Origin of the sequence: Lysinibacillus boronitolerans JCM 21713 = 10a = NBRC 103108, assembly GCF_000772935.1 — a bacterium.
Taxonomy (GTDB): domain Bacteria; phylum Bacillota; class Bacilli; order Bacillales_A; family Planococcaceae; genus Lysinibacillus; species Lysinibacillus boronitolerans.
This window is the reverse complement of sequence record NZ_JPVR01000051.1, coordinates 14,325-31,273: the sequence shown is the minus strand read 5'-3', so window position 1 is coordinate 31,273 and position 16,949 is coordinate 14,325. Positions and strand designations below refer to the sequence as shown.

At 37.3% G+C, this 16,949-nt stretch carries 19 protein-coding genes, 1 tRNA gene and 1 other RNA gene; 5 read left to right on the top strand and 16 right to left on the bottom strand.

The genetic code is table 11. The features are described from left to right. Positions 1–195: 195 nt before the first annotated feature. The 6 genes from CD31_RS01360 to ffs all read right to left on the bottom strand — a co-directional run bounded on the left by CD31_RS01360 (position 196) and on the right by ffs (position 3,909). On the bottom strand, positions 196–468 hold the full coding sequence (locus CD31_RS01360) for a pro-sigmaK processing inhibitor BofA family protein (RefSeq protein WP_016992634.1): 273 nt from the start codon (positions 466–468) through the stop codon (positions 196–198). Positions 469–543: 75 nt separating this feature from the next. Next, positions 544–759 carry a YaaL family protein gene (locus CD31_RS01355; RefSeq protein WP_004233954.1) on the bottom strand — a complete coding sequence of 72 codons (216 nt, stop codon included), beginning with the start codon at positions 757–759 and terminating at the stop codon, positions 544–546. Positions 760–772: 13 nt separating this feature from the next. After that, a complete protein-coding gene (recR, locus tag CD31_RS01350; protein ID WP_016992632.1) occupies positions 773–1,369 on the bottom strand; it encodes a recombination mediator RecR in 597 nt (198 codons plus the stop codon). Between the two features lie 11 nt (positions 1,370–1,380). Next, entirely contained in the window at positions 1,381–1,695 is a 315-nt protein-coding gene (locus CD31_RS01345; protein ID WP_004233957.1) for a YbaB/EbfC family nucleoid-associated protein, read from the bottom strand. Positions 1,696–1,715: 20 nt separating this feature from the next. Then, entirely contained in the window at positions 1,716–3,500 is a 1,785-nt protein-coding gene (gene dnaX / locus CD31_RS01340; protein ID WP_036075178.1) for a DNA polymerase III subunit gamma/tau, read from the bottom strand. A gap of 141 nt (positions 3,501–3,641) precedes the next feature. Then, positions 3,642–3,909: signal recognition particle sRNA large type (gene ffs, locus CD31_RS22795), an RNA gene on the bottom strand. A gap of 168 nt (positions 3,910–4,077) precedes the next feature. On the opposite strand from ffs, the gene CD31_RS01335 reads away from it, so the two are divergent. The 4 genes from CD31_RS01335 to CD31_RS01320 all read left to right on the top strand — a co-directional run bounded on the left by CD31_RS01335 (position 4,078) and on the right by CD31_RS01320 (position 7,802). Further along, positions 4,078–4,170 (top strand) — tRNA-Ser (locus CD31_RS01335). Between the two features lie 126 nt (positions 4,171–4,296). Next, entirely contained in the window at positions 4,297–5,556 is a 1,260-nt protein-coding gene (locus CD31_RS01330) for a sensor histidine kinase (protein ID WP_052125291.1), read from the top strand. Continuing rightward, the gene (locus CD31_RS01325) at positions 5,557–6,435 is read left to right on the top strand and encodes a response regulator (protein WP_036075176.1); all 879 of its coding nucleotides are present in this window, start codon (positions 5,557–5,559) and stop codon (positions 6,433–6,435) included. 92 nt (positions 6,436–6,527) lie between these two features. After that, positions 6,528–7,802, top strand: a complete 1,275-nt coding sequence (locus tag CD31_RS01320; protein WP_016995246.1) for a cation:dicarboxylate symporter family transporter — start codon at positions 6,528–6,530, stop codon at positions 7,800–7,802. Positions 7,803–7,847: 45 nt separating this feature from the next. On the opposite strand, the gene CD31_RS01315 is transcribed toward CD31_RS01320, so the two are convergent. From CD31_RS01315 to CD31_RS01270, 10 genes are all read right to left on the bottom strand, one after another. Beyond that, the gene (locus tag CD31_RS01315; protein ID WP_036075174.1) at positions 7,848–8,468 is read right to left on the bottom strand and encodes an RraA family protein; all 621 of its coding nucleotides are present in this window, start codon (positions 8,466–8,468) and stop codon (positions 7,848–7,850) included. A gap of 109 nt (positions 8,469–8,577) precedes the next feature. Next, positions 8,578–9,486, bottom strand: coding sequence for a methyl-accepting chemotaxis protein (locus CD31_RS01310; RefSeq protein WP_036075172.1), 909 nt, complete (start codon positions 9,484–9,486; stop codon positions 8,578–8,580). A 137-nt stretch (positions 9,487–9,623) separates the two neighbouring features. Then, on the bottom strand, positions 9,624–10,151 hold the full coding sequence (locus CD31_RS01305; protein WP_036075171.1) for an LOG family protein: 528 nt from the start codon (positions 10,149–10,151) through the stop codon (positions 9,624–9,626). An 89-nt stretch (positions 10,152–10,240) separates the two neighbouring features. Beyond that, on the bottom strand, positions 10,241–10,909 hold the full coding sequence (locus CD31_RS01300) for a deoxynucleoside kinase (protein WP_004233968.1): 669 nt from the start codon (positions 10,907–10,909) through the stop codon (positions 10,241–10,243). Further along, a complete protein-coding gene (locus tag CD31_RS01295) occupies positions 10,909–11,544 on the bottom strand; it encodes a deoxynucleoside kinase (protein ID WP_036075169.1) in 636 nt (211 codons plus the stop codon). The genes CD31_RS01300 and CD31_RS01295 overlap by 1 nt, the downstream gene beginning before the upstream one ends. A gap of 208 nt (positions 11,545–11,752) precedes the next feature. Further along, positions 11,753–14,164 (bottom strand): heavy metal translocating P-type ATPase, encoded by a 2,412-nt coding sequence (locus CD31_RS01290; RefSeq protein WP_036075167.1) that lies wholly within the window; start codon positions 14,162–14,164, stop codon positions 11,753–11,755. 81 nt (positions 14,165–14,245) lie between these two features. Further along, positions 14,246–14,452 (bottom strand): copper chaperone CopZ, encoded by a 207-nt coding sequence (copZ, locus tag CD31_RS01285; protein ID WP_036075165.1) that lies wholly within the window; start codon positions 14,450–14,452, stop codon positions 14,246–14,248. A 31-nt stretch (positions 14,453–14,483) separates the two neighbouring features. After that, positions 14,484–14,816, bottom strand: a complete 333-nt coding sequence (locus CD31_RS01280) for a metal-sensitive transcriptional regulator (RefSeq protein WP_016995253.1) — start codon at positions 14,814–14,816, stop codon at positions 14,484–14,486. Between the two features lie 66 nt (positions 14,817–14,882). Continuing rightward, positions 14,883–15,836: a cation diffusion facilitator family transporter gene (locus CD31_RS01275; RefSeq protein ID WP_036075164.1), complete on the bottom strand. Its 954-nt coding sequence runs from the start codon at positions 15,834–15,836 to the stop codon at positions 14,883–14,885. A gap of 19 nt (positions 15,837–15,855) precedes the next feature. Continuing rightward, on the bottom strand, positions 15,856–16,191 hold the full coding sequence (locus CD31_RS01270; protein ID WP_052125290.1) for an ArsR/SmtB family transcription factor: 336 nt from the start codon (positions 16,189–16,191) through the stop codon (positions 15,856–15,858). A gap of 167 nt (positions 16,192–16,358) precedes the next feature. Between CD31_RS01270 and tadA the strand changes: the two genes are divergently transcribed. Beyond that, the gene (tadA, locus tag CD31_RS01265; protein ID WP_016995256.1) at positions 16,359–16,874 is read left to right on the top strand and encodes a tRNA adenosine(34) deaminase TadA; all 516 of its coding nucleotides are present in this window, start codon (positions 16,359–16,361) and stop codon (positions 16,872–16,874) included. The last annotated feature ends 75 nt before the right edge of the window (positions 16,875–16,949 follow it).

Here is a 16,949-nt window from a genome sequence, read left to right as displayed (position 1 = left end):
TAAAACTTTATTGATTACGTTTTGCTTGTTCAGTTTTCAAGGTTCATTTGTTCGCCGCTGTTTCAGCAGCAACTCTTATATAATACCATGTGCTTCACACTGTGTCAACAATAATTTCAAAATCTTTTTTTGTTTCAATCAGTTGTATTAGCGACTCCTATAACTATACCATAATCTTTTTATATTGCAAGCTTTTTATAAAATAAATATTAAGGCTGTTATTCCTAATACACCAGGAATACCTAAGACGGCGATTGTTAAGACAGAAAACAGATTGATTGGTACATTATATCCTATATAACCAATACCTAAATGGATTACGAATAATAATAGAAAAGCAAATGCAAATCTAAACCAAAACACCGATAATCCTTCTAAAATTTTCCCCAGTTTAGCATGTCTTATTATTATATAAAGAAAAAGAAGCCCGACAGGAATACAAATACTCACAATAACTAACCAAGACATATAGTTGCCTCCTCAATTAAATAATTATGAAAGTTTATGTTTCCTGTTTTGCTTCTATGAATATTTTAAAAAGAACTATTTTATTAATACCTTACGAATTCTAGCTTCCTTAAACAAATAGAAATGAATACTTTCTGCTGTTTTGCGTTGAGCAATCACACCTAGGTCATAATCATCCATTAATTCTTCTATTATCTTCGCCTGCTGTAAATCCTCTTTTGTTTCTTTAATCAGATTCACAAGCTTATCATCGAATTCTTTTTTTAATTTCCCTTTACTACGGAAGAACATATTAATCCCTCACTCATAACTCACGTCGACCTTCCATTGCCTTAGATAGCGTAACCTCATCTGCGTATTCTAGATCTCCACCTACTGGTAATCCATGAGCAATACGGGTTGTACGAATGCCTGACGGTTTGACAAGGCGAGAAATGTACATAGCGGTTGCCTCACCCTCGATTGTTGAATTCGTAGCTAAAATAAGTTCTTGGACACTTTCATCTTGCAAGCGCACTAGCAAGGAAGCAACATTAATATCTTCTGGACCAATACCATCCATTGGTGAAATAGCCCCTTGAAGCACATGGTACATACCGTTGTAGTCACGCATTTTTTCCATTGCGATTACGTCTTTTGTATCTTGCACAACACAAATAATAGAATGATCTCGCTGCTTGTCCGTACAAATGTGACATGGATCTACATCCGTTATATTGCCACAAACAGAACAGTAGCTTAGGTTTCGTTTAGCATCAATCAGTGCTTTAGAGAAGGATAATACATCGTCTTCCTTCATGGATAACACAAAAAACGCCAGACGAGCCGCAGTTTTCGGCCCGATACCTGGCAATTTCATAAAACTATCGATCAATTTAGATATTGGTTCTGGGTAGTACATATGAATACCTCCTAGAATGGAAGGTTTAAGCCTTGAGTGAATTTACCCATAGTTGAGTTTGTTTTTTCTTCTACCTTTTTCAACGCTTCATTTGTTGCAATAACAATTAGGTCTTGTAACATTTCGATGTCTTCTGGGTCTACTACAGATTCATCTAGATTTACTGAAACTACTTCACGCTGACCAGAAACTGTTACTTTCACCATACCGCCGCCCGCAACACCTTCAAATTGCTCAGCATTTAAAGCTTCTTGAGCCTCCATCATTTCCTTTTGCATTTTTTGCATTTTTTTCATCATACCTTGCATATTTCCCATTCCACGCATAAATGTTTCCTCCTAAAAATTTAATCTTCAATAATTTCTACAAAATCTTTACCAAAGAGCTTTTCAGCCTCTGTCACAAGCGGATCCTGTGAAGCAAGAGGTTGAGCATCATCGATAAATGGTTCTTCTGGCATTTCTGCCGGTGGTGGCTCTAATAATTCTTCTCCATGCTCTGATACAGTCTGTGATTTCTTTTGCTGCAGACCATGATCACGAATAAACTCTTCACGCATTTTTAACCATGATTCTTCTGGTATGCATAGCATCTCGTACATTGTACCAGTTTGCCCTGCAATTAATTGTGTAAAGTGAGCCTTTAAAGACTGGTTGTCGGCAACCATCTGACAATGAATATCATACTTGAATTTTAACACAAAAGCACTTGAAGATGCCGCAACAGGTTCGGCTTCTGCTAAAAGAGCCGATTGAGATTTTTGCATTTGACTTAAGGCTTGTGCCCAAATGGACTTAATGCGTTGCACATCTTGCTTTGTTGCATCTTTCAGCACTTCCTGAATACGACCTGTCGGTGCTTTATAACCATTCGGGTTTTTAGCTCGGGGTCGTTGCTCTTTTTGTGCTGCCGACGCTTGCACAGGTGTCCCTGTTTGCAGTTGTAAGGATAATTGCTGAACTATTTGCTCAAGATCTATAATTTTTTGAGTGAGCTCAGGGCTTTGCATCGTTTCGTTTGTGGCCACTGATTGATGGGTTACTCCCCCCGAAAACTGAACCATTTTAAGCAAAGCCGTCTCTAAATAGATTTTCGTATGGTGAGAGAAACGCATTTCCTGCTGTGTTTTTGCGAGTATATCAATATAACCATAAAGCAAATCTGGTGCAAACTCATGTGCTAATGTAAATACACGTTCCTCAGGTGACACAAGCTCTAAAAGTTCAGCTAAATCATCGCTTGTTTGAAGTAATAATAAATCACGGAAAAATGTAATTAAATCCTCTGAGAGTCGCAAAGGGTCCTTACCGTCAGCTATAAGTTGCTCTAAAAGCGCAAGCATTTGCGCAACATCTTTCACTTTGAGTGCCTCAGCCAATTCATAAAAAATATCCTGACTAATAGAACCTGTAACTAGCAACGTATCCTCAAGTTTTAATTTTTCCCCACTAAAAGACACAACTTGGTCCAATAAGCTTAAAGCATCACGCATTCCTCCTGCGGCAGATTGTGCAATCACCTTTAAACCTTGTTCTTCATATGGTAAGTCAATGTCTTCTAAAACAACCTTCATCCGTTCAATAATATCATTAGTAGAAAGTCGTTTAAAATCAAAGCGCTGGCAACGGGAAATAATCGTTGCAGGCAATTTATGAGGCTCTGTTGTTGCTAAAATAAACACAGCGTGGGGAGGTGGTTCTTCCAATGTTTTTAAAAGAGCGTTAAAAGCACTTGTAGAAAGCATATGCACTTCATCTATGATATACACCTTATATCTACTGCTTGCCGGAGCAAAGCGAACCTTTTCTATGATATCCCTAATCTCTTCAACACGTGAATTCGAGGCTGCATCAAACTCAATTACATCTGGATGAGAACCATCTGTAATACTTATGCATGTAGCACATTCATTACACGGCTCTTTCGATGGTGCATGTTCGCAATTTAAGGCCTTCGCAAAGATTTTAGCCGTACTTGTTTTCCCTGTACCACGGGGCCCAGAAAACAGGTAAGCATGTGTTGTTTTATTTGCTAGGAGAGCATTTTGTAGCGTTCTTTTGACATGTGCCTGACCAGACATTTCTCGAAAAGATTGCGGTCGATACACACGGTAAAATGCTTGATACGTCACTGATTTCCTCTCTCCTTCTCCATTTAATTGAATAGTTTTATTATAGCATTTGCTGCATTATATAGAAAATGAAGTTGCTAAATTTAAAATAAAAAAGCATCCGCCTATAATAGACGGATGCTTTGAATTGGCAATTTAATGCCGTGCACCTTTCCTTGACAGCCGCACATAAGCGTTACTCTTGTCGTTAGCTCAGATTAGGCAACCCCGCGGCACATGAATAAGACCACTTAATGCTGCTTCCTTCCGGACCTGACATGGTTCATGGGTATCCATTGCGCAGGACCCAATCGTCAACACTACGTGCAAAAGGCAGACCAAACAATACGGACAGCCTCGAAAAAGGAATTCAGTCTCGCTAGAGCGGATTGCGAGTTACAGGACACCGCTACCTTCCCACCTAGCACGGCAATAACTAGTATACTGACTGTTTGTATAAATTGCAACTTAATGCACAAATTATTTATTCGCTACTCATGATTAAAACAATAAAAAATTTTTCGAAATATATATTGACGCTTGTTTCTAGTTATGATAAATTTATTTTTGTCGATAAGACAACAGAGCAACATAACATGGAGGTATACCCAAGTCTGGCTGAAGGGATCGGTCTTGAAAACCGACAGGCGGGTAACACCGCGCGGGGGTTCGAATCCCTCTACCTCCTCCAGTTTTAAATTTCCGACTACGAATGTAGCCGTTTTTTTTTGCCTAAATTGTATGTATTACTTGTTAGATACCACTTCCGCCTCGGTTGTGGTATTTTTTATTATATCAATGATGGGAGGTTGTTGAATTGCAATCGAAATTACTTATGACGCGTGCTTCCCTTACTTGGATATTCATAATTGCTGTTATGACTGCAATTGGTAGTGAAATAAAAATTATGCCTTTTGCGAATACAACTTTTCGTTTTGGTTTAGGAACAATTGTCTTCTTTTTATGTACATTAATTAAACCTACACCAATTATTTTAGCTGGTATAGCTACCAGTATTGTAACAACTATTTTTCGGGTTTTTAATTCGGCATTACATGATGTTCCAATTTCTGAGAGTATATTTAACCATTTACCAGCCGGTTTATTTTATGTATTGTTTGCACTATGCCTGCAAATTTTAAATATTCAACAATACAGAGAAAAACCATTAAAACTTGGTTTACTCGTTGCCTTTAGTGAGGTCATTAGTAATTTAGCGGAACAGATTTTCCGCTTTTTTGTCCAAACGTATAATTTTTTATTTCTCCATGACCTCTTGATCCTATTAGCGGTAGCATTATTACGTAGCTTTTTTGTAGTAGGGATTTACAGTTCGATTTTGATTGCTGAACAAAAAAAGCGGGTACAAGAAATGCTTAATATTGGATCTGACCTCTATGTTGAGACACTATATTTAAAAAAATCAATGAATCATATTGAAACGATTACAGGTAGTGGTTATGAATTATATCGACAGCTAAAGGCTCTAGGTTTTCGAGCAGAAAGTTTACAAGCGCTTCATATTGCCCAGGAAATCCATGAAGTGAAAAAGGATTCTCAACGGATATATGCTGGTATTTCAAAGATTGTTGGTGAAAAGAGCTTTGGCCCTTTTGTATTATCTGAATTATTGCATTATATTGAAGAAGGTAATAGGAAATATGCGGAATTACTTGGGAAGGAAATACAATTTAATACATGTATAGACTTCGATTTTCAAACAAAAGATCATATTGCACTCCTTGCTCTATTAAATAATTTATCAGCCAATGCTGTTGAGGCTATTAAAGAGCAGGGGATCATTTCTATTGCTATTGAGCGCCAAGAAGATAATACTGTAATAACAGTATGTGATAATGGACAAGGGATTTCACAAGCAGATATTTCTGTTATTTTTGAACCTGGATACACCACAAAATTCAATGTTGATGGTGTTGCAGCAACTGGCATTGGGCTTTCACATGTTGCTGAACTAGTAGAAAAATTAAAAGGCTCAATAACCGTTGAATCAAACAATCAATACACAACGTTTAAAATCATAATTCCTACGCAAACTATTCAAACGGGAGAGACTTAAATGAGGTATTTTATTGTAGACGATGATCGTGCAAGTCGTGTTATGTTAAAGCAAATTATTGAGGATAGCGGGTTAGGCACAGTTATTGGTGAGGCTCGCAATGGTGAGGATGCTATTCCACAAATTTTAATGACGCAGCCAGAGTTTGTGCTTATTGATTTACTAATGCCTAAGCTTGATGGTATAGCAACTGTAGAACAACTAATGCAAAATCGGTTCGAGGGACAATTTATTATGATTTCACAGGTAGTGAATAAGGAAATGGTTGGTGAAGCTTATGAGCAAGGAATTGATTTCTTCATTCATAAACCAATCAATCGTATTGAAGTCGAGAATGTTTTGAAAAAAACAACTGAACAATTTCGACTTAAAAACTCACTATTAGTGATACGTCAATCTCTTACAAACATTGAGTTAAGTGAACAAAAGGCTCATAAAGCTACATCACGAGACCATATTCAATCTATTTTAAATGATATGGGGATTGTCGGGGAAATCGGTAGTGAGGATATCATTGCCATTATAGAAACATTACTTGCTCACCAGCACAAGATTGCACCCCTTCCTCCATTAAAAGAGCTTTATGAAGAAATTGCAGCTGTGACCAAGGCTACACCAGATGAAATTTTAAAAGAAAGTAAAGCCATCGAGCAACGTGTGCGTCGAACTATATTAGCTGCCATGATTAATCTCGCTAATTTAGGGGTTGTTGATTATACAAACTCAGAATTCGAGTATTATGCCCCTCGCTACTTTGATTTTAAAGAAATTCGTCAGCTCATGACACAGATTGAAGATCACGATAATCGTAAAGCAAAGGTAAATATTAAGAAGTTTATTCAAGTGTTATATTCAGACATTTTAACAAAAGTAAATTAATTTTCTCGGATTTTGTCGGATTCCATAAGTCCTCCGTATTATTAAAGTAAGGCGTGTCCTAAAAATTTAATATTAGGGGAGGTACAAAGGATTTGAAAAAGAAATTTAAAGTCAGCTTAGCCGCTCAGATTTTAATCGGTTTGATTTTAGGGATCATTGTTGGTGGTATCTTTTACGGAAACCCCAAAATTGAGACATATCTACAACCATTAGGGGATATATTTTTACATCTTATTAAGATGATTGTTGTACCGATTATTATTTCGACATTAATCGTTGGTGTTGCTGGTACAGGAGATATGAAGCAACTTGGACGATTAGGCGGGAAATCTATAATTTACTTTGAGATTATTACAACAGTTGCAATCGTAGTTGGATTACTTTCCGCAAATATTTTCCAACCTGGTGCAGGTCTTAACATGAATGAATTATCTCAAGGGGATATTTCGAAGTATGTATCAACAACTGAGGAAGTACAGCATGAGGGACCATTTGATATCATTGTAGGCATTGTCCCAACAAATATTATTCAGTCAATGGCTGAAGGTAATATGCTAGCAATTATCTTCTTCTCAGTTATTTTCGGTTTAGGGGTTGCTGCAGTAGGTGATCGAGGGAAACCAGTCTTAGACTTCTTCCAAGGGGTAGCAGATGCTATGTTCTGGGTAACAAACCTCGTAATGAAATTCGCTCCACTAGGGGTATTTGGTCTAATTGGTGTAACCGTTTCCAAATATGGGTTTGCTTCACTGGTTCCACTTGCCAAATTAGCTATTCTTGTTTATGCAACAATGCTGTTCTTCATCTTTGTCGTTCTTGGACTTGTGGCAAAATTCGCAGGAATCAGCATCTTCTATTTAATTAAAGTGTTAAAAGATGAGCTAATTTTAGCCTTCTCAACAGCAAGTTCTGAAGCTGTACTACCACGTATTATGATGAAAATGGAGAAATTAGGGGCGCCAAAGGATATTGTATCTTTTGTTATACCAACCGGTTACTCCTTTAACTTAGATGGTTCAACATTATATCAAGCCATTGCAGCATTATTTATTGCACAAATGTACGGTATTCACCTAAGCATTGGTGAACAAATTACGTTAATGCTTGTATTAATGGTTACATCTAAAGGTATTGCAGGTGTACCAGGGGTATCATTCGTAGTACTTCTAGCAACTTTAGGTACTGTAGGTATTCCACTTGAGGGACTAGCCTTTATTGCTGGTATTGACCGTATTCTTGATATGGGACGTACAGTTGTTAACGTAATTGGTAACTCATTAGCGTCATTAGTAATGGCGAAATGGGAAGGCCGTTTCGATCGAGAAAAAATGAAAAATTACTTTAATGATAATGAAAATTTAGCGTAATTTAAAAAAATCCTCACGATGTTGGATGGCATCGTGAGGGTTTTTTTATTTTGCTACTACTTTATCTAAATAAGCGATAATTGATTCTTTTCCATTGGCATGTGCTTCTTGAGCACGTTTTTCATCTTTTTCAAGCTTAGCCTCTGCTGCTACAACAATTTTTTCAGCATCTTGCTGTGGCACAACAATTACACCATCCACATCCCCAATAATATAATCTCCAGGATGAACCGTAACTCCTCCAATGGCGATCGGTACATTTACTTGACCACCGCCGTTTTTATTGCCCGCAGCTACAGTAGTGCCTAACGAAAATACAGGGAAATTTAATTCACGAATTGCTGCAATATCGCGGATTACACCATCCACAACAAAACCTTGTACACCTATCCCTTTTGCTAAGGAGATCACAAAATCCCCAGCAACAGCTCGGTTAGTATTTCCCTTTGCATCAATGACTAAAATATCCCCTTCATTTGCAGCCCTTATCGCTTCCAAAACTGCCCCATTTTCACCATCTGGTAAACGTACAGTTACAGCTCGCCCCGCAACTTTAAAATGGTCTGCTAACGGCTTAATATCACTTCGCAAATTGGTATGCCCGCCTGTTGCATCTGAAATAGCTGTTGTTGGTAAATGCTGAAAGCTTACTTCTACTTTTGTCATACATAACACCCCTATTATGATTAATGACTTACTCTATTATTGTAAATAAAAAACATCTACTATTTCAATATATCTCGGAAATAGTAGTCAGAACATCTACTTATTAGAATTAAATAATTTCGACAAATTGCTTTGATTGCTCGTCTAAGGCTTCAGCAGCAGATGCTATTTCACTAAAGTCATTAGCTGTGACAGTAATTTGCTCATTTGTTTTATCTATTTTTTCAGCTATTTTTGTAATACTGTCAGTCACCTGACCAATCTCTCGTTCAATGCCCTCCACATTATCCTTCACTTCTGAAATAGATTGTTCAACTCTTACAGAAAGCTTACGTACCTCTTTCGCCACTACATCAAAACCTCTACCATATTCTCCAGCCCTAGCAGCTTCAATCGCTGCATTTAGTGCCAATAAATTAGTTTGTGAAGCAATTTCTTGTATCGTCTTGACAATTCCTTTAATAGAATCTGCTTGTTTCTGAAGCTGCACAAGATTACTTACATTTTCATTTGATTCCTTAGAAACCACTTTAATGGTTTCTAGTAGATCTTGGCTATTTTGAATGCCTGCCTCCGAACGCTGGTAAAGCTTATTAGACATGCCCTTCAACTTGTCAGCAACACTAACTATTTCATGCTGTCGTTCAGTAATATTGGTAGCTATTTTGGATACACCTATTACTTTTCTTGTATTATTTGCGAAAACAGGCATATATGTCGCTTCCAGCCAAATTATATTACCTCTAGCATCCATTCTTTCTATTTTGTCCTGATAGCTGTTTCCTGCCGTTAGATTGCGCCAAAATTTATCGTACTCCATACTATTTGCGAAGTCAGGCAAACAAAAGTCTTTATGATGTTTTCCTAGCATTTCCTGCACTGTATAGCCTAATGTTTGAGCAAATAGTTCATTGACATATGCCACTCTTCTCTCCATATCGAAGCGTATAATAGCTATATTTCGTTCAATAGCCTGTACTACTAAATCATCGGTTACTTGAGCCTCTACCCTATACATAAACAACACCCCACCCATTACTATTTTTTTACTTAAAATTTAATTATTTTACTTTTATATTACATCAATTATGCCTGAGTGTAATTGCAACGATGTTAGTGCACCTGCTGCATCAAGGTAAAAAACATGGAGAATGTTCATCCATGTTTTTTTAATATACGTAAAATCCCTTCAGAGGTAGCCGCTACACGTAGAAACTTCTTTTGCTCAGCACGTATAAAGCCTTCCTCTAGCATTATTTTAAAATGCTGTAGAAGCGCATCATAGAATCCCTGGACATTATATAAAATGACAGGTTTTGTATGAAGCCCAATTTGAGCCCAAGTAAATACCTCAAAATATTCATCTAAAGTCCCTGCGCCACCTGGCAGAGCAATAAAAGCATCGGCTAACTCGGCCATTTTAGCTTTACGAATATGCATAGAGTCTACAATATGAATCTCTGTTAATGAGGCATGTGCCAATTCACGCTTTTGTAAATGTGTTGGCATCACACCAATCACTTCTCCCCCTGCTGCTAAAACAGCATCGGCTACCTTCCCCATTAGGCCTGTTTTAGAACCACCATAGACAACCCCATGACCGTTTTTTGCCAGCGCTGTACCAAGCTCAGCCGCTTTCTCTGCATAAATAGGGCTTTTACCCAAACCGGATCCGCAATACACTGCGATTCTTATAATAATCCCTCCTATTCAAAAAACGTGAAACAATTGGCTATATATTGTCTCACGTTTTTTGGTCATTTATTTTACTTTTATTTTCGTAAATGGCTTGTTTGTTTTAGCATATGACTGATACGGCTCACAATTGATTCAATGGCATCAGGATTTTTTAATAAATCATAATCATTAATATCTAAACGTAGAACTGGACAAGAATTAAAATTATTTATCCAATTTTCATAGCGTTCATGCATTTCTATCCAATAATCATTGGGTGTTTGTTGCTCCATTGTACGTCCACGCTCTTGAATACGTCCAATAACTGCATCAATAGGTCCTTCAAGATAGACAAGCAAATCTGGATGTGGGAAATAAGGTGTCATCACCATTGCATCAAACAAATTTGTATAAGTCTCATAATCTGTTGGGCTCATTGTTCCTTTATCATAATGCATCTTAGCAAAAATGCCAGTATCCTCATAAATAGAACGATCTTGTACAAATCCTCCACCATATTCAAAAATACGCTTCTGTTCTTTAAAGCGCTCTGCTAAAAAGTAGACCTGTAAATGAAAGCTCCATTTTTCAAAATCCTCATAAAATTTATCAAGGTATGGATTTGTGTCTACTTTCTCGAACGAGGTACGAAAGTTCAGTGCCTCTGCTAAAGCCTTTGTCATCGTCGATTTTCCTACCCCAACAGTACCAGCAATCGTAATAACCGTTTGTGGTGGAATATCGTACTTCTCTCTTAAATTCATTATTGCAAACTCCTTTGTTGTAACGTATCTTTAATTATTTTTAAAACATGATTTAAATCATTTGGATTTTTTACAAAATCAAGCTGATCTCCATTAAATTGAATAACTGGAATTTCGGGATGCATGCTCTCAAAATGCTCGATAAAAGAATGATAGTCGGCCACAAGCTGCTCCATGTAATCACGTGAAATCATCTTTTCAAACTCTCGCCCTCGCATGGCGATACGCTTCATTAATGTCTCAACGCTGGCATGTAAATAAACCACTACATTTGGGACAGGCATGTCTTTCGTTAAAATTCTATAGATCTCCTCATACTTCTCGTATTCAGTTGGTGCCAATGTACGCTTCGCAAATATTAAATTTTTAAAAATATGATAGTCTGCTACAACAGGTTTGGCATGTGCTAAACGAAATTTTTTAATATCGGTTAGTTGCTTATAGCGATTACAAAGGAAGAACATTTCCGTTTGGAAACTCCATTCCTCAATGTTTTCATAAAACTTATTTAAAAAAGGGTTTTCGTCTACAATTTCTTTTAATAGATGGTAATTTAATGTCGCTGCTATCTCTTTCGATAAAGAGGTTTTACCAACACCAATCGGACCTTCTACCGTAACAAATGGAACCGTCACCAGAAGCTCCTCCTTTTGTTCTATGGATTCGATCATTGTGTCCTACATAAAATGAATCAGTACCTTTCATTTTATCATAGTAGGAAAATGAAAAACAGAATCAACCTATTGTTCTAGTAAATTTACCTGTGGTATTCTCCTGATGATATAGAAAAAAGACATAGAAAAAAGACATCGAGAATCTACTTCCCGATGCCTTTATACCTTCTTATAATTTCACTCGTTGTAAACGAAGTGCATTTAATACAACCGATACTGAACTAAAGGCCATCGCTGCACCTGCTACCCATGGCGCAAGCAGACCGAGTGCAGCAATTGGAATACCTAATGTATTATAAGCAAATGCCCAAAATAGATTTTGTTTAATATTACGCATTGTTTTTCTACTCATTAGAATGGCATCCGCGATACTATTTAAGTCTCCACGAATAAGTGTAATATCTGCTGCTTCCATCGCCACATCTGTCCCTGTACCAATTGCCATCCCAATATTCGCTGTTGCCAAGGCAGGTGCGTCATTAATACCGTCACCTACCATCGCCACTTTTTTCCCTTGGGCTTGAAGTTTTTTCACTTCATCAGCTTTACCTTCGGGTAAGACCTCGGCAATAACATGATTCACGCCTACCTCTGTTCCAATTGCTTGAGCAGTACGTTCGTTATCACCTGTCATCATAATGACCGTAATGCCCATATCCTGTAAACGACGAATAGCTTCTTTTGATGTATCTTTCACGGTATCAGCCACAGCGACTAAACCCGCATATTGCCCATTGATGGCAGCTAACATGGCTGTTTTACCGTTTCGTTCTAATTGCTCCATTGTTGGTAAAATATCATTAATACCAATTCCATATTGTTGCATTAATTTACGTGTGCCAATGACAATACCTTGACCTGAGACAGTTGCCTGCACACCATAACCAGGTATTGCTTCGAAGAATTGAACATCACCTAAAGCTATGCCGCGTTTTTCTATTCCTTGAACAATGGCTTCTGCTAGTGGATGCTCTGACTGCTTCTCTGCTGCGCCGATTAAGGATAAAAAGCGTGCTTCATCTTGCTCTGGCGCTAACAAAACATCTGTAAGCTCAGGTTTACCATGTGTCACCGTTCCTGTTTTATCTACAACAACTGTATCTATGCCTTGTGTTTGCTCTAAATGTTCTCCACCTTTGAATAAAATACCAAATTCAGCTGCACGTCCAGAGCCTGCCATTATTGAAGTCGGTGTTGCTAACCCAAGTGCACATGGACAAGCAATGACAAGAACTGCGATTAATACCTCTAAAGCAGGTGTAAATTCACCTGGACGGACCCAAATAATCCAAATTAAAAAAGTGACAATGGCTATGCCAACAACAATAGGTACGAAAATACCCGAAATCTGATCTGCTAAACGTTGAATAGGTGCTTTCGATCCTTGTGCATCTTCGACCACTTTAATAATTTGTGCTAATGCTGTATCTCGGCCAACCTTTGTTGCAGTCATTTTAATAAAACCATTTTTGTTAATCGTTGAGCCAAATAATAGATCACCTTGCTTTTTATCAACTGGTAGACTCTCTCCTGTTAACATCGATTCATCAACAGCTGTTGTCCCCTCTATTACCTCACCATCTACAGGAATTTTTTCACCTGGTTTCACTAAAATAACATCGCCAATGATGACTTCTTCTAATGGGACCTCTTTTTCTACACCGTCACGTACAACGATAGCTGTTTTTGCTTGAAGTCCCATTAGTTTTTTTATGGCTTCAGATGAGCGTCCTTTTGCCTTTGCCTCAAATAATTTACCTAATAAAATAAGTGTAATTAAAACAGCACTCGTTTCAAAATAAAGATGTGGACCATGGTGTGATCCTATCGTTACAATCGCTTGATAGACACTATAGAAATAGGCCGCTGATGTTCCCATTACAACAAGCACATCCATATTTGCACTACCATTGCGTAATGCTTTATAAGCCCCTACATAAAATTGCTTACCAATTATAAATTGCACAGGAGTAGCCAATACCATTTGGACCCATGGATTCATTAGAAATTCTGGAACATATAAAAATGATGTAAAGGAAAAATGACCAACCATCGTCCAAAGCAGTGGTAATGAAAGAATAGCCGATAAAATAAATTTATGTTGTTGCTGTTTAATTGCTTTTTCGCGATGATCTACAGTTTCCTGTTCATCTGCCTTTTGATGTGCCCCATAGCCTAGCTTCTCAACCTTTGTAATGATATCTGCAATGGATACTTCCGAAGGATTAAACTCAATCATCGCTTTTTCCAGTGCTAAGTTGACATTAGCAGAGGAAATACCACTTAGCTTATTTAACCCTTTTTCAATGCGAGTTGCACAGGCTGCACATGTCATACCTGTAATATCAAGCTCAGCTTTTTGTTTAACAACACCATAGCCAAGTGCTTCTATTTTTCTTTCAAAATCTGCTTCACTTAGTTTAGCTGGGTCATATTTAATAGATGATTTTTCAAGTGCTAAATTTACTGTTGCATTTTCTACACCATCCATTTTATTTAACCCTTTTTCTATTCGAGTGGCACAGGCCGCACATGTCATCCCTGTAATTTGCAAATTAGCTTCCTTATGATCAGAACTCATTTACCTTTCACCTCTCCTTATACCGACTAGGGGTATATATTTTTGAAAATAAGAGAGTGCCACAGAAGCACTCTACAAATTTTATTTTACTTCATAGCCTTGATCATCAATTGTCTCTTTAATTTGATCAAGTGATACTTGTGCATCGTCAAATGCAACATCAACTAAACCTTCTGCTAAATTTACTTTTACTTGTTCAACACCAGCTAAAGCACCGACACTTTTTTCCACAGCGTTTACACAATGACCACATGACATTCCTTGTACGTTTAATGTTACGTTTTGCATAATAAAATCTCTCCTTTTGTATGTTTTCAATCTATTTTTTCATTAACTTTTGAATTGTTACTACTAACTCATCTAATACTGCCTCATCGCCCTCTGATAGACGATCCACTACACAACCCTTTAAATGACCTTCTAATAATATTTTAGCCACACTATTTAATGCAGATTGTGTAGCAGATAGTTGCGTAATAATATCATCACAGTAAACGTCTTTATCAATCATTCCCTTAATACCACGAATCTGTCCTTCAATACGATTTAAACGGGTTGTTAAATCCTTTTTCACACGCTCAGGGTGATGACTTTTTCGGCAAGACGTAGCTTCCTCTGTATGACAAGCATCCTCTTTTACTGTCTCCTCCATTCACTACACCTCCTATTTGTAATTATCATACTATACCCGAGAAGGGTATGCAAGCCATAAAAAAATTTATTTATCATCATGATGATGGTTATGGTCATTTTCTAATTTACATAAAATAGACTCATCATGTCGATGTAATGCTGTTTCTAATTGAATTGTTACATGCTTTATGCCCTTATGCTGAAGATTATGCTCAATTTTTCGCAAGATATGCTCACTCTCAGCTATTTTCAATTGATCATTTACAACGGCATGACACGATAATGCATTCGTTCCACTAGTAATTGTCCAGATGTGTAAATCGTGAATACTTTCTATTCCTTCAGTTTGCTCTATTAACTGAATAATCTCCTGAACATCTACATTTGAAGGTGTCCCCTCCATTAAGACATGGATTGAGGCTTTTGTGACATGGTAGCCACTTCGTACGACCAATAATGCAACAATAACGCTAGCAAGAGGATCTGCCCAGCCCCAGCCAAAAAACATAATTAATAATGCTGCAACAATAGCCCCTACAGACCCTAGCATATCACTTAGTACATGTAAAAAGGCTCCGCGCATATTTAAATTGTCCTTTGTATCACTTCCACGCATCATAATCCAGGCAACTAAAATATTAACGAACAAACCAATTGTACTTATAATAAGCATTCCTGTTGTAGCTACTTCTGGTGGGTTTGTAAATCGTTCAATCGCTTCATAGAAAATGAATAATGCTATTCCTATTAGTGTAATACCATTCAATACAGCAGCTAAAATCTCAAATCGTTTATAGCCGTATGTTTTACTATAGCTTGCAGCTTTTTCCCCAAACATAAAAGCTAACATCGCTATACCTAAAGAGATCGAGTCACTTAACATATGCCCTGCATCTGATAAAAGAGCCAAACTATTTGTTAAAAAGCCACCAATGGCTTCCACTACCATATACACTGTAATAATAATAAACGACAGTAATAATACCTTTTTATTTGCGCCATGTGTATGATCATGGCCATGATCGTGTTGATGTCCCATTGTTATTCCCCCATTTCATTTAGTTATGAGCTGCATGCTCAATAGCCTGCTTCAATAAATTCATAATGTGATCATCGTCCTTAGAATAATATAAGGTTGTTCCCTCTCTTCTAAATTTCACCAATCTTAAATTTTTAAGAAAGCGTAATTGGTGGGAAACGGTTGATTGGCCTAAATCTAAAATTTCTGCAATATCATTTACAGAATGTTCATCAGAACAAAGTAAGTTTAAAATACGAATTCGTGTTGGATCACTCAATGCTTTAAAAGTCTGAGATACTACAAATAATGTCTCTTCATCTAAATGCTGATCAATATTTTTTTGCATTTCTGAACTGCTTAATTTTTCATCCATAGAAGTTTACCCCATTCTTCAATATTTATATATGAGCATGTGTTCATATATAAATATATAGGGATATTTTAGGGATGTCAATACATAATGCTTTGGAAATCTGCAAGAAGTTAAAAGTAGCAATTACTCATTAAGCAGGATAAACTACTTTTAAGGGGAGATATTTAGTGGATATTTTTGAAGCAGATCGTTTATTTATGAAACAAGCATTAGAGGAAGCTCAACACGCAGCCTTACTTGGGGAAGTACCAATTGGTGCAGTACTTGTTTATCAAGGAAAAATCATTGCACGTGCACATAATTTACGAGAAACAACGCAAAATGCAACAACACATGCGGAGCTGTTAGTGATTCAAGAAGCCTGCAAAAAAATAGGAAGTTGGCGACTGGAAGATACTACTCTTTATGTTACATTGGAGCCTTGTCCAATGTGTGCAGGAGCCATTCTCCAATCGCGTGTGCCCCGGGTTGTTTATGGTGCAAGAGATCAAAAAGCTGGCTGTGTAGATTCTCTTTACCATTTATTAAATGATGAACGCTTTAATCATGAATGTGATGTAACAGAAGGGATTTTAGCCGAGGAATGTGGTCAAATTTTAACAGACTTCTTTAAGGCTTTACGAGACCGTAAAAAGGCTGAGAAAAAAGCACGATTAGCTTCCAACAATGTAAATGGTCATTAAAGATGGTGCCTCCTAATGAGACACCTTCTTTATATTTAAGGGAATGGCGATATATATGAAATGTGTCGTAGCAGC